General features: G+C 63.8%; 19 protein-coding genes and 3 pseudogenes. 12 read left to right on the forward strand and 10 right to left on the reverse strand.

Going from position 1 to position 22,831, the window contains the following annotated elements:
• Positions 1-60: 60 nt before the first annotated feature.
• Positions 61-384 carry a DUF732 domain-containing protein gene (locus tag SHTP_RS12255; RefSeq protein ID WP_096370729.1) on the reverse strand — a complete coding sequence of 108 codons (324 nt, stop codon included), beginning with the start codon at positions 382-384 and terminating at the stop codon, positions 61-63.
• Between the two features lie 494 nt (positions 385-878).
• Here SHTP_RS12255 and SHTP_RS12265 point away from each other — a divergent pair, with 494 nt between their 5' ends.
• Positions 879-2,081, forward strand: coding sequence for an ISAs1-like element IS2404/ISMul1 family transposase (locus SHTP_RS12265; protein WP_420872999.1), 1,203 nt, complete (start codon positions 879-881; stop codon positions 2,079-2,081).
• Between the two features lie 32 nt (positions 2,082-2,113).
• Here SHTP_RS12265 and SHTP_RS12270 read toward each other — a convergent pair whose 3' ends face one another.
• Positions 2,114-3,442, reverse strand: coding sequence for a PPE family protein, SVP subgroup (locus tag SHTP_RS12270; protein ID WP_096370732.1), 1,329 nt, complete (start codon positions 3,440-3,442; stop codon positions 2,114-2,116).
• 227 nt (positions 3,443-3,669) lie between these two features.
• Here SHTP_RS12270 and SHTP_RS12275 point away from each other — a divergent pair, with 227 nt between their 5' ends.
• The 5 genes from SHTP_RS12275 (at position 3,670) to SHTP_RS12295 (ending at position 8,587) form a co-directional block, all read left to right on the forward strand.
• Positions 3,670-4,083 (forward strand): VOC family protein, encoded by a 414-nt coding sequence (locus SHTP_RS12275; RefSeq protein WP_096370733.1) that lies wholly within the window; start codon positions 3,670-3,672, stop codon positions 4,081-4,083.
• A 164-nt stretch (positions 4,084-4,247) separates the two neighbouring features.
• A complete protein-coding gene (locus tag SHTP_RS12280) occupies positions 4,248-5,348 on the forward strand; it encodes an NAD(P)/FAD-dependent oxidoreductase (protein ID WP_096370734.1) in 1,101 nt (366 codons plus the stop codon).
• Between the two features lie 164 nt (positions 5,349-5,512).
• On the forward strand, positions 5,513-6,772 hold the full coding sequence (locus SHTP_RS12285; protein ID WP_096370735.1) for an MMP alpha-(1->4)-mannosyltransferase: 1,260 nt from the start codon (positions 5,513-5,515) through the stop codon (positions 6,770-6,772).
• Positions 6,766-7,524 (forward strand): class I SAM-dependent methyltransferase, encoded by a 759-nt coding sequence (locus SHTP_RS12290; RefSeq protein ID WP_096370736.1) that lies wholly within the window; start codon positions 6,766-6,768, stop codon positions 7,522-7,524. The genes SHTP_RS12285 and SHTP_RS12290 overlap by 7 nt, the downstream gene beginning before the upstream one ends.
• Positions 7,511-8,587 carry an MMP endo-(1,4)-3-O-methyl-alpha-D-mannosidase gene (locus SHTP_RS12295; protein ID WP_096370737.1) on the forward strand — a complete coding sequence of 359 codons (1,077 nt, stop codon included), beginning with the start codon at positions 7,511-7,513 and terminating at the stop codon, positions 8,585-8,587. The genes SHTP_RS12290 and SHTP_RS12295 overlap by 14 nt, the downstream gene beginning before the upstream one ends.
• Here the strand turns inward: SHTP_RS12295 and SHTP_RS12300 are convergent.
• The 3 genes from SHTP_RS12300 to SHTP_RS12315 all read right to left on the reverse strand — a co-directional run bounded on the left by SHTP_RS12300 (position 8,568) and on the right by SHTP_RS12315 (position 11,033).
• Positions 8,568-9,251, reverse strand: coding sequence for a class I SAM-dependent methyltransferase (locus SHTP_RS12300; protein WP_096370738.1), 684 nt, complete (start codon positions 9,249-9,251; stop codon positions 8,568-8,570). The two genes, SHTP_RS12295 and SHTP_RS12300, sit on opposite strands and share 20 nt — an antisense overlap.
• A 106-nt stretch (positions 9,252-9,357) precedes the next feature.
• Positions 9,358-9,636 (reverse strand): hypothetical protein, encoded by a 279-nt coding sequence (locus SHTP_RS12305; RefSeq protein WP_096370739.1) that lies wholly within the window; start codon positions 9,634-9,636, stop codon positions 9,358-9,360.
• 533 nt (positions 9,637-10,169) lie between these two features.
• Complete coding sequence (locus tag SHTP_RS12315; protein ID WP_096370741.1) at positions 10,170-11,033, reverse strand: cyclopropane mycolic acid synthase family methyltransferase; 864 nt, start codon at positions 11,031-11,033, stop codon at positions 10,170-10,172.
• A gap of 246 nt (positions 11,034-11,279) precedes the next feature.
• Between SHTP_RS12315 and SHTP_RS12320 the strand changes: the two are divergent.
• Positions 11,280-11,975, forward strand: a pseudogene (locus SHTP_RS12320) (DUF899 family protein).
• Positions 11,976-12,108: 133 nt separating this feature from the next.
• Positions 12,109-12,963 (forward strand): sulfurtransferase, encoded by an 855-nt coding sequence (locus SHTP_RS12325; RefSeq protein WP_096370742.1) that lies wholly within the window; start codon positions 12,109-12,111, stop codon positions 12,961-12,963.
• A 33-nt stretch (positions 12,964-12,996) separates the two neighbouring features.
• Here SHTP_RS12325 and SHTP_RS12330 read toward each other — a convergent pair.
• Both SHTP_RS12330 and SHTP_RS12335 read right to left on the reverse strand, forming a co-directional pair.
• Positions 12,997-13,812, reverse strand: a pseudogene (locus SHTP_RS12330) (DUF1906 domain-containing protein).
• Positions 13,813-14,033: 221 nt separating this feature from the next.
• Positions 14,034-14,483 carry a nitroreductase family deazaflavin-dependent oxidoreductase gene (locus tag SHTP_RS12335; RefSeq protein WP_096370743.1) on the reverse strand — a complete coding sequence of 150 codons (450 nt, stop codon included), beginning with the start codon at positions 14,481-14,483 and terminating at the stop codon, positions 14,034-14,036.
• A 329-nt stretch (positions 14,484-14,812) separates the two neighbouring features.
• Here SHTP_RS12335 and SHTP_RS12340 point away from each other — a divergent pair, with 329 nt between their 5' ends.
• Positions 14,813-15,265 carry a Fur family transcriptional regulator gene (locus tag SHTP_RS12340; RefSeq protein ID WP_036426550.1) on the forward strand — a complete coding sequence of 151 codons (453 nt, stop codon included), beginning with the start codon at positions 14,813-14,815 and terminating at the stop codon, positions 15,263-15,265.
• Between the two features lie 36 nt (positions 15,266-15,301).
• The gene (gene katG, locus SHTP_RS12345; RefSeq protein WP_096370744.1) at positions 15,302-17,533 is read left to right on the forward strand and encodes a catalase/peroxidase HPI; all 2,232 of its coding nucleotides are present in this window, start codon (positions 15,302-15,304) and stop codon (positions 17,531-17,533) included.
• A gap of 94 nt (positions 17,534-17,627) precedes the next feature.
• Here the strand turns inward: katG and SHTP_RS12350 are convergent, their stop codons facing one another.
• Positions 17,628-19,439, reverse strand: coding sequence for a BCCT family transporter (locus SHTP_RS12350; protein WP_096370745.1), 1,812 nt, complete (start codon positions 19,437-19,439; stop codon positions 17,628-17,630).
• Between the two features lie 303 nt (positions 19,440-19,742).
• Here SHTP_RS12350 and SHTP_RS12355 point away from each other — a divergent pair, with 303 nt between their 5' ends.
• The gene (locus tag SHTP_RS12355; RefSeq protein ID WP_420873000.1) at positions 19,743-20,945 is read left to right on the forward strand and encodes an ISAs1-like element IS2404/ISMul1 family transposase; all 1,203 of its coding nucleotides are present in this window, start codon (positions 19,743-19,745) and stop codon (positions 20,943-20,945) included.
• On the opposite strand, the gene SHTP_RS12360 is transcribed toward SHTP_RS12355, so the two are convergent.
• Together SHTP_RS12360 and SHTP_RS12365 are read right to left on the reverse strand one after the other, a co-directional pair.
• Complete coding sequence (locus SHTP_RS12360) at positions 20,942-21,172, reverse strand: hypothetical protein (protein ID WP_096370747.1); 231 nt, start codon at positions 21,170-21,172, stop codon at positions 20,942-20,944. The two genes, SHTP_RS12355 and SHTP_RS12360, sit on opposite strands and share 4 nt — an antisense overlap.
• A 309-nt stretch (positions 21,173-21,481) precedes the next feature.
• Positions 21,482-22,339: a class I SAM-dependent methyltransferase gene (locus tag SHTP_RS12365; RefSeq protein WP_096370748.1), complete on the reverse strand. Its 858-nt coding sequence runs from the start codon at positions 22,337-22,339 to the stop codon at positions 21,482-21,484.
• Positions 22,340-22,437: 98 nt separating this feature from the next.
• On the opposite strand from SHTP_RS12365, the pseudogene SHTP_RS30695 reads away from it, so the two are divergent.
• A pseudogene (locus SHTP_RS30695) lies at positions 22,438-22,700 on the forward strand (NADP-dependent oxidoreductase); the annotation flags it as partial.
• Positions 22,701-22,831 lie beyond the last annotated feature (131 nt).

The raw sequence follows: 22,831 nt of genomic DNA on the forward strand, positions 1-22,831 counted from the left end.
GAAAAAGGACAACTAGGTTATTTGTATCTTACGGCCACAGTTGGCGGTGGCCGCAATTTGCTAATCCGAGCAATACGTTGATTCCGCGGCGCTAACCATGGATGTCACGTCCGCGAACGTAATGCCTTTTTCGCCCAAGGTCGTGTGAATGTCCTGGGCTATCGCGTCCGGCGCCTTGCCGCTCATGCGGTCAGCGCAGATCTGGTGACCCATGGAGACGATGTCGGAATCGTCGCCCGCTGGCCAGGTAAATCCCAGCTTGTGCATCTGGGCGAGGAACGCGTCATCGGTCGCGTCGGCCGTGGCGACAGCGGTGCCGAATACTAGCGCGGCACCAACCGCGACAGGGGCAGTGCAGGCGGCTAGCCAGTGACGTGCAGACATGTCATGCCCGTCCTTTCTTTCTGGGATAAAGATCCGATGTGGAGTCAGCGAGTGTGCGCAGGACGTGAAACAGATTAAGCCCGCCGGCTTAGCCGCGCTAGATCCAAAACTATTGCCCATTAATACTTATCCAAATTTCCAGGGTTAACCTGGGATATATTTCGCCACTGCATTGTTCTATTGCTGGTCCAGAACGCGGCGGGCGCTCGAAAATTGCATATTTCGGCGCGGGGAAATGCCGGCCATTTACCCGAACTTCCTGCGGTTCGTTCTCGGCCGCTGCGACCTGCAATCATGCTGGGCCGCAAGAGGTTTCGGCGCAGCGATCAACACCGGCTTTCGGCTTGCCGACAGGGCTCCGGCGTTGTTGATTAGCAGGCTTGTGGGCTGGGTTGATGATCTTTGGTGCCGCGCTATTGGGGCCGGAGTGTAGGCACGGGCTATCTGGAGAACGATCGAGTTGGTTACTGTTCGTCGTTGGTCTGGAGTTGCCCGTGCCTACCGTTTCAGTATTGCCTGTGTCGTCGGTTCCAGAGGTGTTCGACCGCTGGAGTCCTGGTGAGCGCAGCGAGCTCATCGGATCGGAGTTTCTCGATGTGTTGGCCTCGGTGCCAGACCCGAGGGACCCACGCGGTCGGAGGTATTCGCTGATGGCTTTGTTGGCGATCGCGGTTCTGGCCACTGCCGCGGGGATGCGCGGCTATGCTGGTTTTGCCACATGGGCGGCCACCGCTCCCGATGATGTGTTGGCCCAATTAGGGGTCCGGTTCCGGCGGCCCAGTGAGAAGACCTTCCGCGCTGTTTTGTCTCGGCTAGACCCCGCCGACCTCAACGCCAGGATGGGCAGTTACTTCACTGCACACGTGGCCAGCAGCGACCCCAGCGGATTGGTGCCGATCGCGTTGGACGGCAAGATGCTGCGTGGTGCTTTACGCGCCAAAGCGACAGCCACGCATCTCGTGTCGGTGTTCGCCCACCGTGCCCGATTGGTGCTCGGTCAACTCGCTGTCGCCGAGAAAAGCAATGAAATTCCCTGCGTACGTGCCCTGCTCACGCTGCTGCCGGGTAGCTTGCGGTGGCTGGTCACCGTGGATGCGATGCATACCCAGGTCGTCACCGCGAAGTTGATCTGCGCCACCTTGAAGTCGCACTACCTGATGATCGTCAAGTCCAACCAAGCCAAAATACTTGCGCGTATCACCGCGCTGCCCTGGGCCGAGGTGCCCGCAGCCGCTACCGACGACTCCCGCGGCCACGGCCGTGTCGAGACCCGCACCCTGCAAATCATCACCGCTGCACGAGGAATCGGCTTCCCCTACGCAAAACAAATCATCCGGATCACTCGTGAACGCTTGATCACCGCCACCGGCCAGCGCAGCGTGGAGGTGGTCTATGCCATCTGCAGCCTGCCGTTCGAGCACGCCCGCCCTACCGCGATCATGACCTGGATGCGTCAACACTGGGGAATCGAGAACAGCCTGCACTGGATACGCGACGTCACCTTCGACGAAGACCGTCAAAGGGCACATACCGGAAACGGCGCACAGGTCCTAGCAACGCTACGCAACACCGCGATCAATCTGCACCGCCTCAACGGCGCCGACAACATCGTCGAAGCCTGCCGGATCACCGCTTTGACCGCCAACCGCCGCCTAGACCTCCTCAATCCACAATTCCCCAGCTCACAAGCCTGCTAATCAACAACGCCGGAGCCCTGGGCTTGCCGGGATCAGTGTGGCAACAGGCGTTGCTTCTGCTCGGTGAACTCCTCCTCGGTGAGGATTCCCGAATCGCGCAGGGCCGCCAGCTCACGTAGCTCAGCGGCAATGCTGGTGATCGGCCCGGTTGGCGCACCGGTCTGCGGCGCTGCCTGATCACGGGTGGTAGCGCCGCCGGGCCGGTCTCGCCGTCCCAGGCCGCTGGTGCCGGCGATCGCCCGGCCCGCGACACTGGCCAATGCCATCTGTCCCAATAGGCCGCCGCTGGAGGCTTCGGCGGCGGCCGCGACGCTGGTGCCGGGCAATTCCAGGGCAAGCGTGCGTATTGCCGGCGCCGACACGGTCCAGGCTGACGGTACCGAGAGCCCACTGATGGAATTCGCCTCACCCAAACCCGCCGATATCGCCGACCCGCCCAGGTTGGTGATCGCTGCCGGGAATGGGGTTGGTGGCACCGAAGCCAGCCCCGGCCAGGTCTCGAGCCCAGCCCACCCACTGACGATGTCGTCGGTGTGTACACCGATCAGATAGCCGACGATGTCGTAAGGCAGGGCCGTGATCCCGACAAATGAGTCGACACCAAGTCCCGCTGCGCCAATTTCCGGGTCGATGAACAGCCCGCTGAGGCCAGACAACAGATCCAGCAGCTCCAGCGGCGTCAGCGTTGGGAGCGCCGCCGGTGCGGCCAGGCTGTTGAGCGTATTGGGGACGGCGGCCAACGCCTGCGGCGTGCGCGCCACGGTGGACTGCACGTTGCCCGCCGACGTCTCGGCGACTTGGGCGACTGCCGCCGCTTGCGTCGCTAGCCCACTGGGAGCGGTGTCCGACGGCGGTGAGTCGAAAGGCGTCAACTGCGTCGCGGACGCCGACGAGCCGGCGTAGCCATACATCGCCGCGGAATCCTGGGCCCACATTGCGGCGTACTGCGCCTCGGTACTGGCGATTGCCGGGGTGTTCTGACCGAAGAGGTTGGTTGCCACCAACATCATCAGCAGAGCGCGGTTGGCCGCCACCTCTGGCGGTGGCACCGTCTCCGCGATCGCTGCCTCATAGGCGGCCACTGCCGCCGCGGCCTGACTGGCCGCCTGTTCGGCTTGGGTGGCAGTGATTCTGGTCCATGCCACGTACGAGGCGGCGGCAGCAGCCATCGACACCGATGACGGACCGACCCAAGGGCCGGTAGTCAACCCCGCGACCACCAACTGATACGAGCTTGCTGTCGAATGCAATTCGGCCGCCAACCCGTCCCACGCCGCCGCGGCGGCCAGCATCGGCCCGGACCCGGGACCGGCATACATCCGGGCAGAGTTGATCTCTGGCGGTAGTAGTGCGAAATCCATCTCGTGTCACTCCGATCGGTCTAGCGAACGCCAGCGTGTTGGCGGCGTCGGTGACGGCATCCTAGGTTGCTCGGCCACTACCAAGTCGGCTAACGGCCGCCCTCCCAGGAACGTGACACGTCCTTGAAACACGACAGGTCGGTCAACCCCGGGGTCCGGTGCGCTTTCCGGATGGCCTGGATCCGCGGTGCTTTGTCATCGCGGTATAGACCGGGTAGACAAGGGTGATGCGGCTGGACCACATCGTTTTGTGGACGACAGATCCCCGTGCCTCCGTGGATTTCTACACCCAAGTGGTGGGGCTTGCGCCGGTACGGGTCAGCGAGTTCGAGGCTGGAGACGCACCGTTTCCGAGTGTGCGGGTTTCTGCCGACTCCATCATCGACCTGCTGCCGCGGGATAGCGTTGCCGACACCGAAACCCTCACCGGAGGCCCGGGCAGCGCCGGCCATCGGGTCAACCACGTCTGCCTGGCTATGACGAAAGCCGAATACGACGCGCTCGATCAGCGCTTGCAGGCGGCCGGTGTGGACACCAGTGCGCGGCTTAACCGCAGCTATGGCGCCCGGGGATGGGCGCCGCAGGGATATTACTTCGCAGACCCGGACGGCAATGTGGTCGAAGCCCGGTACTACGAGTGACCAATCGGCCTCGCGCGCAGCGTGCCGGACTGCCGTCGGAGGCGAAAACGCGGGCACTGAAAGTTTTTTCAGTGCCAGCCGTATTCGTTGCCAGGTCGTCGGCACCTGGGTGAGGCGGGTGTCGCCCGACTGACAAACATCGACAGTCGTGGTTGATTGGGAGTGTGCGTTGCACCGATGTTGGGGTTGTCGGGGCCGGGATCGTCGGTCTGGCTACCGCCTACGCCCTGTCCCTGGGCGGCATCTCGGTGACCGTCTACGAGCGTGGGGTGCCCGGTCACGGGCAATCAGGCGGTGAGTCGCGCATCTTTCGGCATGCCCACGACGATGCCCGCATGGTTGCCCTCGCCAAAAGGAGCCGGCTGATCTGGGACGAATGGGGGCGGCGCCTGGGTGTGGAACTGCTCTGCAGTGATGGAGTAGTGGCTATTGGCCCGGTGGCCGAGCGTCGGTTGGGTGTGCTCGAGGCTGTCGGCGACTGCCCTGCGCGGCGGATCGGCACCGACGAACTGCACCGTCGGCTACCGATCTACGCGGACTTCGACGGCGTCGCGGTGCTCGACGAGCGCGGTGGGGCGATTCGCACCACGCGGGCGATCTCGGCGCTCACGGCCGCGCTGGCTGACCGGTTGGTCACCGACGGGGTCCTGCTGGTCCGCGCCACCTCCGCCGGCACGGTCGAAGTTCGCACCGGCGGCGCGGTTGCCGAGCATGGCCGCCTGGTCGTGTGCGCCGGGCGCGGGACCGCTGCGCTGGCTCGCGGTGTCGGTCTAGCGCTGCCCGTGCGCGAGGGTGCCCACGTGCGTCTCACCTATCGCGTTCGCGGCGAGCCGCCACCTCGGCTGGCGTGCCTGCAGGACGGTGCCACCGGTTTCGGTGAGACCGGCATCTATGCGGCCGCGGAGGCTGGCAACCGGCGCTACCCCGTCGGACTTAACGAATACGTTGACGCTCCCGGCGGTGGCCTGCTGGCGCCCGCTGCGCTTGCCCGGCTAGGCGAGCGGGCCAATGCCTACGTTGAGCGCGCTTTGCCGGGGCTTGATCCCGCTCCCGTCGACATCCGGCATTGCTGGGTCACCGAGCTACCGTGGGGTTCCAACGGCGTGGGGGTCTGGCAGTGCGACGGGATCTTCTTCATCGCCGGGCACAACCTCTTCAAGCACGCACCGGCGCTGGGCAGCGAGCTGGCCGCGGCCGCCGGTGGTGACCACCTGTTCGACGACTTGCGGCCCGAGGCACAGCTGGGTTCGCGAAGCCCGCAGTAGCGGCCGGTGGGCATGAGCCAGCGTCTGCACGCGTTGCGTCGATTAGTTCATCGAACTATAGTCTGGACAAATGTCCAGTTTGCTGTCGCGGTGTCCGAGGCTTCGTTGACCGCCCTGGGCTTGGCGCGCTTCCCTGGCCGCTCACCAGTGGAGAAGAGTTAAGTATGCGAATTGCCCTGTTGTCCTATCGCAGTAAGACTCATTGTGGCGGACAGGGTGTCTATGTGCGTCATCTCAGCCGCGGGTTGGTGGACCTCGGCCATGACGTCGAAGTTTTTTCCGGGCAGCCCTATCCGGAGCTGCTTGATCCGCGGGTGCGGCTGACCGAAGTGCCAAGTCTTGATCTCTACCGCGAGCCGGATCCGTTTCGGGTCCCGCATCCGAGCGAGATCCGCGATTCAATAGACCTGCTGGAACTCTTCACCATGTGGACAGCGGGCTTTCCCGAGCCGCGAACCTTCTCGCTGCGCGTCGCCCGACTGCTGGCCGATCGCATTGGCGACTTCGACCTCGTGCACGACAATCAGAGCCTGGGAACCGGCCTGCTGCGCATCGCCGCCATGGGGCTACCGGTGGTGGCCACCATCCACCACCCCATCACGCGGGACAGAGTGCTTGATCTCGCGGCCGCGCGATGGTGGCGAAAACCGTTGGTGCACCGCTGGTATGGATTCTCTGCCATGCAGAAGCAGGTGGCGCGCCAGCTGCCGCACCTGCTGACCGTCTCCTCGTCATCGGCCGCGGACATCGTCACTGATTTCGGAGTTTCGCCCGATCAGCTAAATGTGGTGCCACTCGGCGTCGACACCGAATTGTTCGAGCCCGGAGTCGGCCCACGGAAACCGGGCCGCGTCATGGCGATCGCAAGTGCCGATACGCCCCTCAAAGGGGTCAGCACACTGCTTCACGCAGTCGCCGAGCTGCGGGTGAACCGCGAGATTGAGTTACGGCTGGTGGCGAAGGTGGAACCCAATGGCCCCACCGAAAAACTCATCGCCGAACTGGGGGTCTCCGACATCGTTCACATCAGCAACGGGCTCTCGGATGCGCAGCTAGCGGCCTTGTTCGCTTCGGCTGAGGTCGCCTGCATTCCTTCTCTCTACGAGGGATTTTCGCTTCCCGCGGTAGAAGCGATGGCGAGCGGAACTCCGATAGTCGCCAGCCGGGTAGGAGCATTGCCCGAAGTGTTGGGCACTGACGGTGCCTGCGCGCAGTTGGTTCCGGCCGCCGATGTCGGCGCGCTGGCCCACGCGCTGGGCGAGCTTCTCGATTCTCCGGACAAGCGTCGCAGCCTCGGCGAAGCCGGGCGGCAGCGGGCCCTCGGTGTGTTCAGCTGGGAAGCGGTGGCCGCGCAAACCGTGCGAGTCTATGCCGCTGCGATCGAGCGAACAACGACCGCACCTGAAAGCAATGCTCAATGCTGACAGTTGATTTCGACCGCCTAGGTATCGGTCCTGGCGCCACGGTCATCGACGTGGGCTGCGGTGCTGGCCGGCACGCGTTCGAAGCGTATCGACGCGGTGCCGATGTCGTCGCCTTCGACCGGGATGCGGCAGAACTGCGTGCGGTGGACACCATGTTGACTGCAATGGCGCAGACGGGTGAGGCGCCGGCCGCGGCATCGGCGAAAGTGGTTCTCGGTGACGCGCTTGCGTTGCCGTATCCGGACGAAACATTCGACTGCGTCATCGCGTCCGAGATTCTGGAGCATGTGCCACAAGACGACGCAGCAATCGCTGAACTGGTCAGGGTGCTCAAAGTCGGTGGCACCCTTGCGGTTAGCGTGCCGCGATGGCTTCCCGAGCGAGTGTGCTGGCTGCTCTCGGACGAGTACCACAGCAACGAAGGTGGCCACGTGCGGGTCTACCGGGCCAGCGAGTTGCGCGAAAAGATCACTCGCCACCCAATGGCCTTGACCCACGCCCATCACGCCCATGCGCTGCACTCGCCATTCTGGTGGCTGAAATGCGCTGTCGGTGTGTCGAATGCGGACCACCCCTTGGTGGCCGCGTATCACAAGCTGCTGGTGTGGGATCTGATGCGGCGGCCCAGGGTAACGCGGATGGCCGAGTTGGTTCTCAATCCGCTGGTGGGTAAGTGTGTCGCGATGTATTTCGACAAACGGGAATCGGCGCAAAGCCCAGCAGATTTGGGACATTCAGTTGCATCGGCCTAGTCCGCCGGCGGTGCCGGGTGCCCTGACTCGCGATCAATGTCGGCAGACGGCCCAATCCATTGCTTCCGCACAAGAACCCTCGGGCGCCATCCCGTGGTTTGTGGGTGGCCACACCGACCCGTGGGATCATGTGGAGTGTGCGATGGCGCTCACCGCTGCCGGACTTCTCGAGCAGGCGCGCGCCGCATTCGACTGGAGTTGCCGCGCGCAGCGGGCCGACGGGTCATGGCCGATTGAAATCCGCACGGGCACTGTCGAAGATGAAAACAGTGACAGTAACTTCTGTGCCTACATCGCGACCGGAATCTGGCACCATGTGCTCGTGACCGGCGACAAGTCATTCGCCGTCACGATGTGGCCGATGGTGCGCAAGGCGATCGACTTCGTCATCGACCTGCAGGTGGGTAATGGCGAAATATGTTGGGCTCGAAGTGAGTCCGGGCCACTGACGGAGGCCCTGATGACCGGGTGCGCCAGCATCTTTCACGCCATGAGGTGTGCGCTGGCGCTGGCGGATTTTGTCGGGGAGCCCCAGCCGGAGTGGGAACTGGCGCTCGGTCGGCTTGGCCACGCCATCGTCGCGCACCCGGAGGCGTTCGCTGAAAAGGAGCGCTACTCGATGGACTGGTACTACCCCATCCTCGGCGGTGCGCTACGCGGGCCGGCAGCGGCCGCCAGAATTGACCACCGCTGGAATGACTTTGTTGTCGGCGGCCTCGGTATTCGCTGCGTCGACGACCGGCCGTGGGTGACGGGAGCCGAAACATGCGAATTGGTGCTGGCGCTCGACGCCATCGGTCACCGCGCCGCGGCGCATGAACAGTTCGCGGCGATGCAGCACCTGCGCGAAGACGACGGGTCCTACTGGACGGGATTGGTCTTCGCAGACGGGAAGCGTTGGCCCGAGGAACGCACCACCTGGACCGCTGCGGCGATGATCCTCGCCGCGGATGCGCTATCGAATACCACTCGGGGTGCCGGCATCTTCCGTGGGCATGCGCTGCCCACGGGCCTGCAAACCGACTTCGATTGCGAGTGCGTCGTCAGCAGGCCCGGTTGCTAACCTCGATCTGGTCGCCGGGGCCCCCGCTAGTGCGCTCGAGAAGCCGTAGTGACCCGGTCGCCGAAATCTCCTGAAATTGACTAGAATCGATGGCACGGCGGTAGATGCGGTACGGCGCCCTGCCACCGTCTGCGGGGTTGGGGAACACATCGTGGATGATGAGCGCTCCCCCTGGGCTCACCCATCTGGCCCAGCCCTCGAAGTCCTGCGCGGCGGCAGCCTCGGTGTGACCTCCATCGATGAACAGCAACTGCAGCGGTGATCGCCACCCCCGGGCCACGATCGGCGATTTGCCCACGACGGTCACCACATGGTCGTCCAGGCCGGAAGAGTCCAGCGTGCGCCGGAAGGTTGGAAGGGTGTCGAACAGTCCAGTGATCTCATCGACCAGTGAATCGTCGTGGTATTCCCAACCGGGCTGGTGTTCCTCAGAGCCGTGATGATGGTCGACGGTGTAGAGGACGCTGGAGCATTGTTGCGCCGCGGCGCCGAGCAACAGGGTGGACTTGCCGCAGTAGGTCCCGATTTCCACACCGAGCCCGCCATTGAAGTACCGCAGCGCGGCGTTGAACAGGGCCTCCCCCTCATCGGCCGGCATGAATCCAGGCACCTGGTCGGCCAGCGCGAAGATTCGCTGCACCGCACTGGGGATGTCGCTGCTCATCACCAAAATCTAGCGTCACGCCAATTCTGGTTACACCGTGGTCCCGCAGGTTGCTGGGTGATAGCCAATACGTCCCGTCCTGGACAGGCGTCCGGCGAAGATGGTGCTAGCCGTGTGGCGCTTCGGAGATCTTGGTGTCGGGCTTGCCCAACGTTTGGCAGTAAGTCATTGCGGACAGACGAGTGGCCGAGATCTCGAGGTTCGTCGGGTCTTTGCCGCTCTTGTCCTTGAGCATCTTGCAGACTTCTTCGCTCTGTTTCTTCTCGTCTTGCGTGGTGAAGTCCTTGCACTTGGTGTCACCGCCGGTGTTGACGATCTCGGAGGCAGAGCATCCGGTGAACAGCAGCGCTGCGGTCGCTACGGTGGTTGGCACAATGAGCCGCATTGTCGCCCTTCCTCAATTCGGGGTATGCGTTATCTATAGACCAAACGCCGCAGTCGCAAACGCTCGGTTCGACTAATCCCTAGCAAGCTACTGGCGTCGGCGCCGCGGTGCGGGTTCGGAGACTGCCTCAGCCGACCAGTTGAGAAGGATCTAGCGGTGCATGCACGTCCCGGACAATGGTGCAAGAGTGGGTCAGCGCCGGTCGATACGTGGTAGCGCCGCATTCGCATTCCCAGCAGGTGTGCCGACCACACGAGCATCGGATGACCGCAACGATCATGTGCCCCGGAAGCAGCCAGTGGCCACGCTAACACCGCCGGGGCGGGGCGTCCATCCACTGGGTGCGGGAGCCGTGCTCGAAACGGCCGACGTCAACACTCACCGCAACACCGTCGCACCCGTGGTCAGGCGATGCCAGTGCGGTGTGGAAATCGTGATGAATTGTGGCCGTTCGTTGACCGTGTCGTTGTAGTCCAAGCTGCGATGGCGCGCCGACCTCGAGAAGATGCAGCGCCCGGAACGCCGATCGCGGGCTAGTTCTGCAGGGTGAACTGATTGACGTCAATGTGACCGCGGCGGAAGGCATCTGCGCAGCCGGTCAGGTATTTCAGGTAGCGCTCATAGACTTCTTCGGATTGAATCTCGATGGCCTCGTCCCGGCGGGCTTGCAGGGCTTGGGCCCACAGAGCCAGGGTTCTGGCATAGTGTGGCTGCAGCGACTGGCGACGGGTCAGCGTGAAGCCCCCCCTGCCCGCGTGCTGCTGCACCATGTCGATCGACGGCAACCGGCCGCCCGGGAAGATCTCGGTCACAATGAATTTGACGAATCGGATCATGCCAATCGAGATCGGTATTCCCCGATCGCTGATCTGCTCTCGGGTTAAGCCGGTGATCGTGTGCAGCAGCATCACCCCGCCGCGCGGTAAGACCCGATGCGCCATCGCAAAGAAGTCGTCGTAGCGGTCGTGACCGAAGTGCTCGAACGCGCCGATCGAGACGATGCGGTCGACGGGCTCATCGAACTGTTCCCAGCCCTCCAGCAGCACCCGCCGGGTGCGTGCGGTGTCCAGCTGGTCGAACGATTTCTGCACGTGGGCGGCCTGGTTCTTGGACAGGGTGAGGCCGACGACGTTGACGTCGTATTTCTCGATCGCGCGGCGCATGGTGGCGCCCCAGCCGCAGCCGACGTCGAGCAGTGTCATGCCGGGCTCCAAGCCCAGCTTGCCCAGCGCCAGGTCGATCTTGGCGATCTGCGCCTCTTCCAGCGTCATGTCATCGCGCTCGAAGTAGGCGCAGCTGTAGGTCTGGGTGGGGTCCAGAAAAAGCCGGAAGAAATCGTCGGATAGGTCGTAATGCGCCTGGACGTCGTCGAAATGCGGTACCAGCCGTTGAGCCATGGTTGTGTGCCTTTCCGGGCCCATCGGCCCCCAAGATTTCCCGTCCCCCAACCCCTGCAGGGTTTCCCGCCAGCCGAGAACGGCAAACACTGCCACCTCCGATGCGGTGCTGGCCTGCACTTATCCGTCAGAACCGCTCGGTGAAAGGCCACCGTAGGGGCATCGACGGCCCTGGCGCGATGACTTCCGGCCGCCGCGGCGATCATAACAAGTGATCACCAAACATCGACCTCAAAGGCGGATTCCATGGCAAAGGCCCTGCCAGCAAGCGTTGATCACCTGACCTGGCGCGCCGCGCTCGGCGAGCTGCGCGAGCGCGAGAAGGCTGCCACTCGCGAACTGGATGCGATTGCCGCGCAGCGGCGCCGGTTGCCGATGGTGCGGCTGGCCGACTACACGCTGATCCGTGCGGACGGGCCGGTCCGGCTGGTCGATGTGTTCGATGGCCGCGCGCAGCTGATCGTCTACCACCACATGTGGACCGATGGCGCCGAGTGGCAGTGCGGCGGGTGTACCGGCTTCACGTCGCAGTTCACCCGGCTGGAGTTCCTGGCTCACTAAGACGCGCGTTTTGTGATCGTCACGACCGGGCCGATCAACGACGCGCTCGCCTACAAGCACAAGGTGGGCAACAGGATGCCGTGGTATTCGTCCTCGGAGAGCTCGTTCGCCGCTGACCTGGATGCGCCGGCCGGCGGAGGCTTTGCGGTCAATGTGTTACTGCGTGATGGTGACACCGTCTACCGCACTTGGCATACGACCGGTCGAGGCCCCGAGCAACTCAGCTACATGTTTGGGCTGATCGACCTGCTGCCGTGGGGGTGCCAGGAGCAATGGCAGGATTCGCCCGCCGGATGGCCGTCCCGACCGACCTACTCGGGCTGGCTGGGCTCACGCGTGATCGCCTTGGCCTACGGCCCCGGCGACACTGCTGGCCCCTAGCCACTGGTCGCGGGGCCGGGAAAGGCCGTCGCGGTGCGTTCGTCGCACCGGCGACGGGTACTCGGGAGGTATCCGTAGGCTCATCGGTGCGTGTCGCCAGCTCGCAGAAGACTCCTGAAGAAGAGGTGGACAGGTGCAGGCTAGAGGGCAGGTGCTGATCTCTGTGGCTGAGTTGACCGACCACATCCGGGCCGGCTTGCCGGTGACGATATTGGACGTGCGATGGCAGCTCGGCGAACCCGACGGGCACCCGTCCTACCTGCGCGGCCACCTACCGGGAGCGGTGTATGTGTCGCTCGAGGCGGAACTCAGCGACCACACCGTCGCCGGGCGCGGCCGGCACCCGCTACCGTCGGGGCGCAATCTCGAGATCGCCGCGCGCCGATGGGGAGTGCAGCAGGACGAATTGGTCGTGGTCTACGACGACTGGAACCGGACCGGTTCGGCCCGAGCATGGTGGCTGTTGACCACGGCAGGGGTAGCGAATGTGCGCATCCTGGATGGAGGTCTGGGCGCGTGGCGCCGCGCCGGTGGGCACTTGCAGACGGGTGCCGTTCACCCCCGCGCCGGCAATGTGTCTGTGCTGCATGAGGATTTGTACGTCGGAAGCCGTCCGACATTGGCGGCGAGCCAAGTTGGCGCAGGAGTCACGACACTGCTCGATGCCCGCGCGCCCGAGCGCTTCCGTGGTGATGTCGAGCCGATCGACCCGGTCGGCGGCCACATTCCCGGCGCGAAGAACCTTCCCAGCGGCGCCGTCCTGACCGCGGACGGAACGTTTGTGGACACCGGCGCGCTCGACGAACTCCTGTCCGGATGTGGCATTGATCGGGACGGCGCCATGGGCGCCTACTGCGGCTCGGGCATCACCGCCGCAGTCACCGTGGCGGCCTTGGTCGCCGCGGGCGGCGACGCGGCGCTGTACCCGGGTTCATGGTCGGAGTGGTGTTCGGATCCCAATCGTCCCGTGGAACGCAGTACCGAATGAACCCACGGCCACCCCGCAGGTTCCGCTAGCCGATCACCGCGCCAGATCCCACTGCCCGAAGTCGGCGGCGAGGACCTCGTTCACGTCCACACGTATCTCGCCTAACAGCGGACTTGGGTGTGTGGGACTGTTGACGACCTCTTGATACAGCACCGCGGCGGGCTCGCGCTGACCATGCGACCAGGACCTGGTCTGCTATGCCCACCGATGCTCCGGCGTGGTCGAGCTTCCGATCACCCCGTCTCTGACCGCCCACGCGCAGGCCCGGTAATGTCCATAGATACCGGTGCGCTCGACGCCGAGTACCGAGTTGATTCCCCGGAACCACTCCACGGCAGCGGTGTCCCAGGTGTGCGAGTCGATGTCTTCATCGACACTGAAGAAGATCGGGGCCGACGCTGTGCCCCCTGCCGCGCTGTGCAGGCGTAGGGCAGTCTGGGCGTCTTGCACACCACCGGAACGGCCGCGGGTGAAATCCGACGGCGCTGAGCCACCGGGCTTGCCGTACTGGTAGTTGCTGACGATGTGCAGGTCCGCCGCTCGCAATTCGTCGGCGTATTCGCGGGTGATGGGTTTTGCTTGGAAGTTCGCTCCCGGGCGCGATTCGGATACGTAGTCCACGATGCCGTCATAGCTTGCCGATTTGATCAGCTCTGGTGAGATGCGCTGCTTGGCAAAGTCGATCAACCTCACGCTGGTGGCGCCGGCCCGGGGTGCGTCGACGCTTTCGGCGAGTGTCCCGAGGCCGAACAAAGCCGGTGCCAAGGCAAACTTGCAGACCTTGAGGACGTCGCGCCGGGACACCGATTGCGCTCCGATGCGGCTACTCGGTGCAGCCGGCTTGTGCACCGCGCGATGGTACCAAATTCCGGTTCCCTCGGTGTCGTGCCGCGGCGACCGCATTCCGTTCGGGTGCATTTGCCGGGGCAGTCGAACTGGATCGAAAGGTTAATCAGTCCAGAATATTTCGTGCGGGAAGCGAGACTCGCTGCGCGGACTTCCGGGCGGATCTTGGTCGACATCGCCCGAAGCCGGCACCACGGTGGCGGCGACGAGGCTCGTGGATCGGGCTAGTTCTGCGCGGTGGGGTCGAGCCGGAAGACGCCGCACTGCCCGGCCAGTGCGGCAAACTCTTCGGCCGTTCCTTGCCGCACCAAGCCGGAGCGCTTGAAGAAGCCGACGCCCCGAGGAACTTTGTGCGGAAACGCGGCCAGCACGGGAACCGCCTGGGCTGCGGTGAGTTCGGTGAAGACCACCTGTTGCTTCTTGCGTCCCCGGGTAACGGTTCCGCTGCCGGCCGCGCGAGCGTTGCGCACCCAGTCCGCACCTGGATATCCGCCGACCACATACACGCAGTCATCGAGTACGAACGGGGTTGCCGGGGTGCTGCGCGGCAGCCCCGTCTTGCGGCCGGTCACGGTGAGTACCCGTACCGGGCCCGCGACGACGCCGATCTTCTGCAGGGTCACCATGGCTTTGTTCATCGGCTTGAGCCAAGCCGGTGGCTTCGGATTGGACATTTCAGATCCCGTCTCTGAACATTGCGGCCCCAGCTATATCAGGGTGTCTGATATCAATCTACCTGATAGATGGCCGGTGTTCGGAGTGGCTTGACGGTGTTGTCGTCAACCCTGCCGGCGCGTGACCGCGTGGCGGCACCGGTGTCTGAGTGTGCTTGTTGTGCAATCGTTTTCAACTGGCAAACGGCCGCGGGCGCGACCGTCGCAGGGCGCGATGTGATGCGGGCCCGAAGGTGTCGGAGCAAGGGGCTGAGCGCGCCGGCCCAATTGTGCGTTGATGGCGAGCGGAAACTCTTGACCGATTCAAGATAGTGAGTCATAGTGGCGAAGTGGGGTCAACGGCGGACTACACAGAGAAGCTGCGTATGGCCGATCTGCGCGTCACCCGGCCGAGGCTTGCTGTGCTCGAGGCCGTGGGCGATCACCCACACGCCGACACCGAAACGATCTACTCGGCGGTTCGCGAAATCCTGCCCGACGTGTCCCGGCAGGCCGTATATGACGTGCTCGGCGCACTTACCTCGGTGGGCCTGGTCCGTCGCATCCAGCCGTCGGGATCGGTCGCCCGCTATGAATCCCGCGTCGGCGATAACCACCACCATGTCGTCTGCCGATCCTGCGGAGCGATTGCCGACATCGATTGTGCCGTCGGTGAGGCTCCGTGTCTGGCCCCCTCGGACGACAGCAATGTGCTGGATGGCTTCGTTGTCGACGAGGCCGAAGTCATTTTTTGGGGCATGTGCCCCGATTGTTCAACCGCAATGCCCCGGTCACAGCCGTGATCGCAGCCCGATTCACCCACCCCTGAAAGGAATGCTGTGTCATCCGATAGCCGCCCACCTCAACCCGACACCTCGACCCAGAGCAATAGCGAAAGCGAAAGCCCCGCAATCTCCTCCCCCACCCCGCAGGATCACGCGCCGATGACCAACCGGGACTGGTGGCCCAACCAGATCGACGTGTCGATGCTGCATCCGCACCCGTCTCAGGCCAGCCCGCTCGGTGCTGATTTCGACTACCCGAAAGAGTTCGCCAAGCTCGACGTCGATGCGCTCAAGGCCGACGTCATGTCGGTGATGACCACCTCGCAGGACTGGTGGCCCGCCGACTATGGCCACTACGGTGGCCTGTTCATCCGGATGAGCTGGCACGCCGCCGGTACCTACCGCATCCAAGATGGTCGCGGCGGCGGTGGCCAGGGCATGCAGCGATTCGCTCCGCTCAACAGCTGGCCGGACAACGTCAGCCTGGACAAGGCACGCCGACTGCTGTGGCCGGTCAAGCAGAAGTACGGCAGCGAGATCTCCTGGGCGGACCTGATTATCTTCGCCGGGAACTGTGCCTTGGATTCGATGGGATTCAAGACCTTCGGCTTTGGGTTCGGTCGTGAGGACGTCTGGCAGCCCGAAGAGGTCATGTGGGGCGAAGAGGACGTCTGGCTGGGCACCGATAAGCGCTACTCGGGCAAGCGCGACCTCGCCCAACCCTACGGCGCGACCACCATGGGTTTGATCTACGTCAACCCCGAGGGGCCCGAGGGCAAGCCCGATCCGGTTGCCGCCGCGCACGACATTCGGGAAACCTTCGCCCGCATGGCGATGAACGACGAGGAGACCGCCGCACTGATCGTCGGCGGCCACAGCTTCGGCAAGACCCACGGTGCCGGCGACGCCGACCTGGTCGGTCCCGAGCCGGAGGCCGCCCCGATCGAACAGCAGGGGTTTGGCTGGAAGAGCTCGTTTGGTAGCGGCAAGGGCAAGGACGCGATCACCAGCGGTCTCGAAGTGGTCTGGACCCCGACCCCCACCCAGTGGGGTAACGGATTCCTGGAGCTGCTCTACGGCTACGAGTGGGAGCTCACCAAGAGTCCGGCCGGCGCGTGGCAGTTCACGGCCAAGGATGGTGCCGGCGCAGGCACGATCCCCGATCCGTTCGGCGGGCCGGGGCGCGCCCCGACGATGCTGGTCACCGACATATCGATGCGCGAGGACCCGATCTATCGGCGGATCACCCAGCGCTGGCTGGAACATCCGGAGGAGCTGACCGAGGCGTTCGCCAAGGCCTGGTACAAGCTGTTGCACCGGGACATGGGACCGGTCAGCCGCTACCTCGGACCCTGGGTTGCCGAGCCGCAGCTCTGGCAAGACCCGGTGCCCGACGTTGACCACGAGCTGGTTGACGCCAAGGACGTTGCGGCGCTGAAGAGCAAGGTGCTCGCGTCCGGCCTGACGGCTGCGCAGCTGGTCAAGACGGCATGGTCGGCGGCGAGCAGCTTCCGGCGCACCGACAAGCGCGGCGGTGCCAATGGAGGGCGGTTGCGTCTGGAACCGCAGAAGAGCTGGGAATCCAACGAGCCCGCAGACCTCGACCAGGTGCTGTCTGTGCTGGAGGGAATCCAGCAGGACTTCAACAGCTCGGCGGCCGGCGGCAAGAAGATTTCGCTTGCCGACCTGATCGTGTTGGCTGGCTCGGCAGCGGTCGAGAAGGCGGCCAAGGATGGCGGTCACGAGGTCTCGGTGCCGTTCTCCCCCGGGCGCACCGACGCATCGCAGGAGAACACCGACGTGGAGTCGTTCGCGGTGCTCGAACCGCGCGCGGACGGATTCCGCAACTATGTCCGGGTCGGTGAGAAGGCTCCGCTGGAGCACCTGCTGATCGAACGGGCGTATCGGCTCGGGGTGACGGCTCCGGAGATGACGGTGCTGGTTGGTGGGTTGCGTGCGCTGGGCGCCAATCACGGCGGCTCCAAGCATGGCGTGTTCACCGACAAGCCGGGCGTGCTGTCCAATGATTTCTTCGTGAACCTGCTCGATATGGGCACGGAGTGGAAGGCCTCGGACGCGGCGGAGAACGTCTACGAAGGGTGCGACCGCTCCTCGGGGCAGCTCAAGTGGACGGCCACCGCCAACGATCTGGTGTTCGGTTCGAACTCGGTGCTGCGCGCACTGGCCGAGGTCTATGCCCAAAGCGACGCCAAGCAGAAGTTCGCTGAGGACTTCGCCGCGGCGTGGGCCAAGGTCATGAACAACGACCGGTTCGATCTCGAGTAGTCCGGTATCGATTGCTGACTCGTAGTGACCCCCGTGAACCAATAGCTCGCGGGGGCCACTGCGAGGAGCGGCGTCGGCCGGTTGGCTTCGCGGCCTACGCCGACGATGTTGGATTTCTTTGGCCGTCTTGCTCGCTGGTGTCAAACATGTGCCCGCCCAACGGATCTGGTGGAGTTATGACGGTTAGCGCGCCGGTGTCGGGGTGCACGCTGCAGGTACCGCTATCGACGTCGCGAACCGCGATAAGCCCGGCCAGGGTCGCGGAGATGTCGCGGCGCTGCCGGTTGCCGTCCGATACCACGTCGGGCACGGTGACATGCAGCAGCCTGGGCGTGGTGAGTAGATCGAAGCGGAACGCTTTTAGCATGGCGTAACACGCCACCACCATGACGATGGAGAACGGCAGGGCGGTGGCAATGGAAGCGGTCTGCAACGCGGTCAGCGACCCGGAGCCGCCAACCAGCAGCAATATCGCGGCGGCGGTCCCCTCGAGCACCGCCCAGTACACCCGGGTCAGCTTGGGCGGATCCAGCTCGCCACCCGCGGACAAGATGTCGATCACGAGCGAACCCGAGTCCGACGACGTGATGAAGAAGAACACGATCACTAGCACCGCAAGCACTAGCACCGCAAGAACGCTGGTGATGACGCCGATGGGCAGATCGCCGAGCAATCGGAACAGCGACGTGTTGGTGTCCACGGCGCCGTTGACCAGCATGTCGCCGTCGTTTCGCTGGCGCAACAGCGCGGCGTCACCAAAGATGGTGAACCACAGCGAGGCAATCACGGTGGGTACCAGCAGCACCGCCCCAATGAACTCTCGGATCGTGCGCCCGCGCGATATCCGCGCGATGAACATCCCGACAAACGGCGCCCAGCTGATCCACCAGCCCCAGTAGAAAATGGTCCAGTTGCCGAGCCGGCTGTCGTGCGAGAACGGCGCGGTGCGCAGCATGAACTGTGGCAGGGACTGGGCGTAGCCGCCCAAGTTCTGCACCCACGACTGCAGCAAGAAAAGTGTCGGTCCGAGTAACAGCACGAACAGGGCCAATAGGGCCGCCAATGCCATGTTGATGTTTGACAGCCACTTCAAACCCTTGCTGACACCGCTGACCACCGATGCCGTCGCGGCGGCGGTGGTCGCGCCGATCATGGCGATGATCCACCAGTTGTTCGTCTCGATCCAGCCGAGATACTCCAGGCCGGAGGCAATCTGGGTGATGCCAAAGCCCAGTGATGTGGCGACACCGAACAGTGTTCCCACGATGGCAACGACATCGACCGCGTGTCCCAGCACGCCTTCGACTCGGCGCCGCCCCAAGACCGGCTCCAGCAGCCACCGCACCGACAAGGGGCGTCCCCGCCGATAGGTCATGTAGGCCATGCCGAGGCCAGCCACCACGTAGATCGCCCACGCGTGCAGACCCCAGTGGAACAGGGTCAGTGCCATCGCCTGGTTGGCCGCCGCATCGGTGAGTGCGGGCACGCCGCGGGACTGAGGTGGATGGGCGTAGTGGCTGAGCGGCTCGGCCACACCGTAGAACACCAAACCGATGCCCATACCCGCGCTGAACAGCATCGCCAGCCATGCCCAAAAGCCGTACTCGGGTACCTCGTCGTCGCTGCCGAGCCGGATGGTGCCGATCTGCGAGATACCGCAGTAGAGCGCGAACACGACAAAAGCCGTGGCGACCAGGATGTACCACCACCCGACCCCAGCGGTGATTGCGGCGTTGAGCTTCACGAATGCATTGGCGGCGGTCTGCGCGTAGACGACTGAAACAACGATCATGGTCACGATCACCAATGACGCCGGAACGAAGACCGAGGGTTTGATACTTCGCCAAGCCTCGGCAACCACATTCGGGCGACCCGGATCGCTATCGGGCAGGTCGGGCAACGCCATCACACTCCCTTCTAGGCACGTCCTGGTCACCGACGTCGCTTCGCGGCTAACGCGAACGACCGTGACGAACGTGCGTGTCGAGTGGCCTCCGGCCGGAGCTCGCGAGCCTGATCTGTCACCGCCGTTCGAGCGGCCACGCGAGTAGGGAGACCCTCTTGGTCAGGGCTCCGGCGTTGTTGATTAGCAGGCTTGTGAGCTGGGTTGATGATCTTTGGTGCCGCGCTATTGGGGCCGGAGTGTAGGCACGGGCTATCTGGAGAACGATCGAGTTGGTTACTGTTCGTCGTTGGTCTGGAGTTGCCCGTGCCTACCGTTTCAGTATTGCCTGTGTCGTCGGTTCCAGAGGTGTTCGACCGCTGGAGTCCTGGTGAGCGCAGCGAGCTCATCGGATCGGAGTTTCTCGATGTGTTGGCCTCGGTGCCAGACCCGAGGGACCCACGCGGTCGGAGGTATTCGCTGATGGCTTTGTTGGCGATCGCGGTTCTGGCCACTGCCGCGGGGATGCGCGGCTATGCTGGTTTTGCCACATGGGCGGCCACCGCTCCCGATGATGTGTTGGCCCAATTAGGGGTCCGGTTCCGGCGGCCCAGTGAGAAGACCTTCCGCGCTGTTTTGTCTCGGCTAGACCCCGCCGACCTCAACGCCAGGATGGGCAGTTACTTCACTGCACACGTGGCCAGCAGCGACCCCAGCGGATTGGTGCCGATCGCGTTGGACGGCAAGATGCTGCGTGGTGCTTTACGCGCCAAAGCGACAGCCACGCATCTCGTGTCGGTGTTCGCCCACCGTGCCCGATTGGTGCTCGGTCAACTCGCTGTCGCCGAGAAAAGCAATGAAATTCCCTGCGTACGTGCCCTGCTCACGCTGCTGCCGGGTAGCTTGCGGTGGCTGGTCACCGTGGATGCGATGCATACCCAGGTCGTCACCGCGAAGTTGATCTGCGCCACCTTGAAGTCGCACTACCTGATGATCGTCAAGTCCAACCAAGCCAAAATACTTGCGCGTATCACCGCGCTGCCCTGGGCCGAGGTGCCCGCAGCCGCTACCGACGACTCCCGCGGCCACGGCCGTGTCGAGACCCGCACCCTGCAAATCATCACCGCTGCACGAGGAATCGGCTTCCCCTACGCAAAACAAATCATCCGGATCACTCGTGAACGCTTGATCACCGCCACCGACCAGCGCAGCGTGGAGGTGGTCTATGCCATCTGCAGCCTGCCGTTCGAGCACGCCCACCCTACCGCGATCATGACCTGGATGCGTCAACACTGGGGAATCGAGAACAGCCTGCACTGGATACGCGACGTCACCTTCGACGAAGACCGTCAAAGGGCACATACCGGAAACGGCGCACAGGTCCTAGCAACGCTACGCAACACCGCGATCAATCTGCACCGCCTCAACGGCGCCGACAACATCGCCGAAGCCTGCCGGATCACCGCTTTGACCACCAACCGCCGCCTAGACCTCCTCAATCCACAATTCCCCAGCTCACAAGCCTGCTAATCAACAACGCCGGAGCCCTGCCAGGCCGGCGAATCCGCGCTGAGCCATGCCCGGGCGGCGCTACCCATGTTGCTGACGTCGACTCCCATCGCGGCAGCACGCTGACGGCCCAGGTAGGCGGGGTGTCGGCGCATCTCTTCACGGCGCTGATTTTCGCGCTGCCGAGCTGCAAGCCACATCGGATGTGACTGCAGATAAATGACCTCCGCCTCTGGTGCATTCGTCACTGCTCGTCAACTCCTCTCGTTCAACCCGAGTTCGGTACATACGCCGCGAACACCTGTCCGTTAAGGATTGACAGCAAACCTGTGATCAAACCGTGTCTTAATGTAAGAATTAGCCGTGAATTCCACGCATTCCTGACGGTTCCGTCAAACCGTCGGGGTCTGGGCGAGCGCCCGAAATTCTCTGGAAAACGCGAATGACCTGCTTGTTTAGGGTCGGGTAACGGTTCGGGCCGGGCAGCGGCGGATCACTGCGAAATGCACGCAGGCGTTAATTGACAGTTCTCCGAACTCAACGAGTCTCTCAGGTACTCATTGAGTAAGGAGCGTAACCGCGCTCCAGGGCCTGCGGCCCGGATGGCGCGGATTCGGCTGCGGAAGCCACCCGAGTGAGCGCATTGATATCGGCAGGCGGCGGAACCGCTGCGCGGCCGTAAACAGGGATTCCGCCTCTGCTACGTGCCAACCCAGTCCTTCAAAGAAGGCCAAACCGTTGTCGGGTGCAAACTTGAACGGCGCGTTCTGCAGCATGCCGGCCATCTTCTTGTTCATCATTTTCTTGAGGGCAGGGCCGGCTAAATCAAGCATCCACCAACCCACTTGGGGTTGTCGTATCGCCTCAGAGAGGGCAATCACATCCGGTTCGTCGAGGTACATCAGCAGGCCCTCGGTCAGGACAAGTGCCTTGGCGGCACCGGCCAGTGCCTCGGTGCAGAAGGCATCGCGAGCGGCTGGATCGGCTAGATCCACGGCGCTGCGGGTCAGCTGGCATCGCGGGGTTTCGCCGCTGAGCAGCTGTGTTTTTTCCGCCAACAGCAGCGGTAGATCCGCTTCGATCCAGGTCAATTCGGCGGGCAGATCCATCCGGTACGGCCGGGTATCCAGGCCGGCAGCCAAGTTCAAAACTCGGTCACAACCGTTGGCGATCGCGCGGGCAATGGCGTCGTCAATGATTTTCGTCCGCGCGACGAGCCACCAACCGTTACGGGTGGTGCGCGGAACTGTGGCGACGATAGCGCGGCCATGCTCTCCGGCAAGCCGATTGGCGAGGGGGTCGCTGAACAATGCATCCGGACGCGCCGATTCGGTGGCCCGATATAGGGCCGTCCATCGGGCCGTATCGGAGACGTGGGTAATCACTTGCCCTTCGCCGGAATCCAAGCCTGCCATGTATGCGTTATAGCACCGGCAGACGAAACCACCCACCGCCCCAATCGGAATGGTGCCGATCGCGATGTCGCACTATCGGTCTGGGGTAGCGTGCGCTCATGCCCGATCGAAACCGCCGATTCCTTCTTCGCGAACGTCCCACTGGGCGCATCGGTCCGAATACTTTCGAGCTCAGCGAAGCCCCGATCCCCGAAATCGGCGATGGCGAGGCGCTGGTACGCGTCACCTGGATATCCCTGGATCCGACCAACCGCGGCTGGATCAACGACATGCCGTCGTATCTGCCCCGGTTGGCATTGGCGAGGTCATGCGCGCGGCCGGGCTCGGCGAGGTTGTCGAGTCGAGGAATCCGAATTATCCGGTGGGTTTGACCGTGCAAGGTCTGGTCGGTTGGCAGGACTACGCGGTGGTCTCGGACACGACGCCGCTCTTTCCGGTCGAGGTCGCCGACGGCGTCTCCCCCAGCGCCTACCTCGGCGCACTCGGGATGAC

The organism is Mycobacterium ulcerans subsp. shinshuense (genome assembly GCF_002355775.1).
In the GTDB taxonomy this organism is placed as follows: Bacteria; Actinomycetota; Actinomycetes; order Mycobacteriales; family Mycobacteriaceae; genus Mycobacterium; species Mycobacterium marinum.

Coding starts and splice junctions, on each gene's coding strand:
- SHTP_RS12255 (WP_096370729.1), bottom strand. CDS start 384: ATGTCTGCACGTCACTGGCTAGCCGCCTGCACTGCCCCTGTCGCGGTT.
- SHTP_RS12365 (WP_096370748.1), bottom strand. CDS start 22,339: ATGGCAGGCTTGGATTCCGGCGAAGGGCAAGTGATTACCCACGTCTCC.
- SHTP_RS12335 (WP_096370743.1), bottom strand. CDS start 14,483: ATGTCCAATCCGAAGCCACCGGCTTGGCTCAAGCCGATGAACAAAGCC.
- SHTP_RS12300 (WP_096370738.1), bottom strand. CDS start 9,251: ATGAGCAGCGACATCCCCAGTGCGGTGCAGCGAATCTTCGCGCTGGCC.
- SHTP_RS12285 (WP_096370735.1), top strand. CDS start 5,513: ATGCGAATTGCCCTGTTGTCCTATCGCAGTAAGACTCATTGTGGCGGA.
- SHTP_RS12275 (WP_096370733.1), top strand. CDS start 3,670: ATGCGGCTGGACCACATCGTTTTGTGGACGACAGATCCCCGTGCCTCC.
- SHTP_RS12290 (WP_096370736.1), top strand. CDS start 6,766: ATGCTGACAGTTGATTTCGACCGCCTAGGTATCGGTCCTGGCGCCACG.
- SHTP_RS12270 (WP_096370732.1), bottom strand. CDS start 3,442: ATGGATTTCGCACTACTACCGCCAGAGATCAACTCTGCCCGGATGTAT.
- SHTP_RS12305 (WP_096370739.1), bottom strand. CDS start 9,636: ATGCGGCTCATTGTGCCAACCACCGTAGCGACCGCAGCGCTGCTGTTC.
- SHTP_RS12350 (WP_096370745.1), bottom strand. CDS start 19,439: ATGGCGTTGCCCGACCTGCCCGATAGCGATCCGGGTCGCCCGAATGTG.
- SHTP_RS12315 (WP_096370741.1), bottom strand. CDS start 11,033: ATGGCTCAACGGCTGGTACCGCATTTCGACGACGTCCAGGCGCATTAC.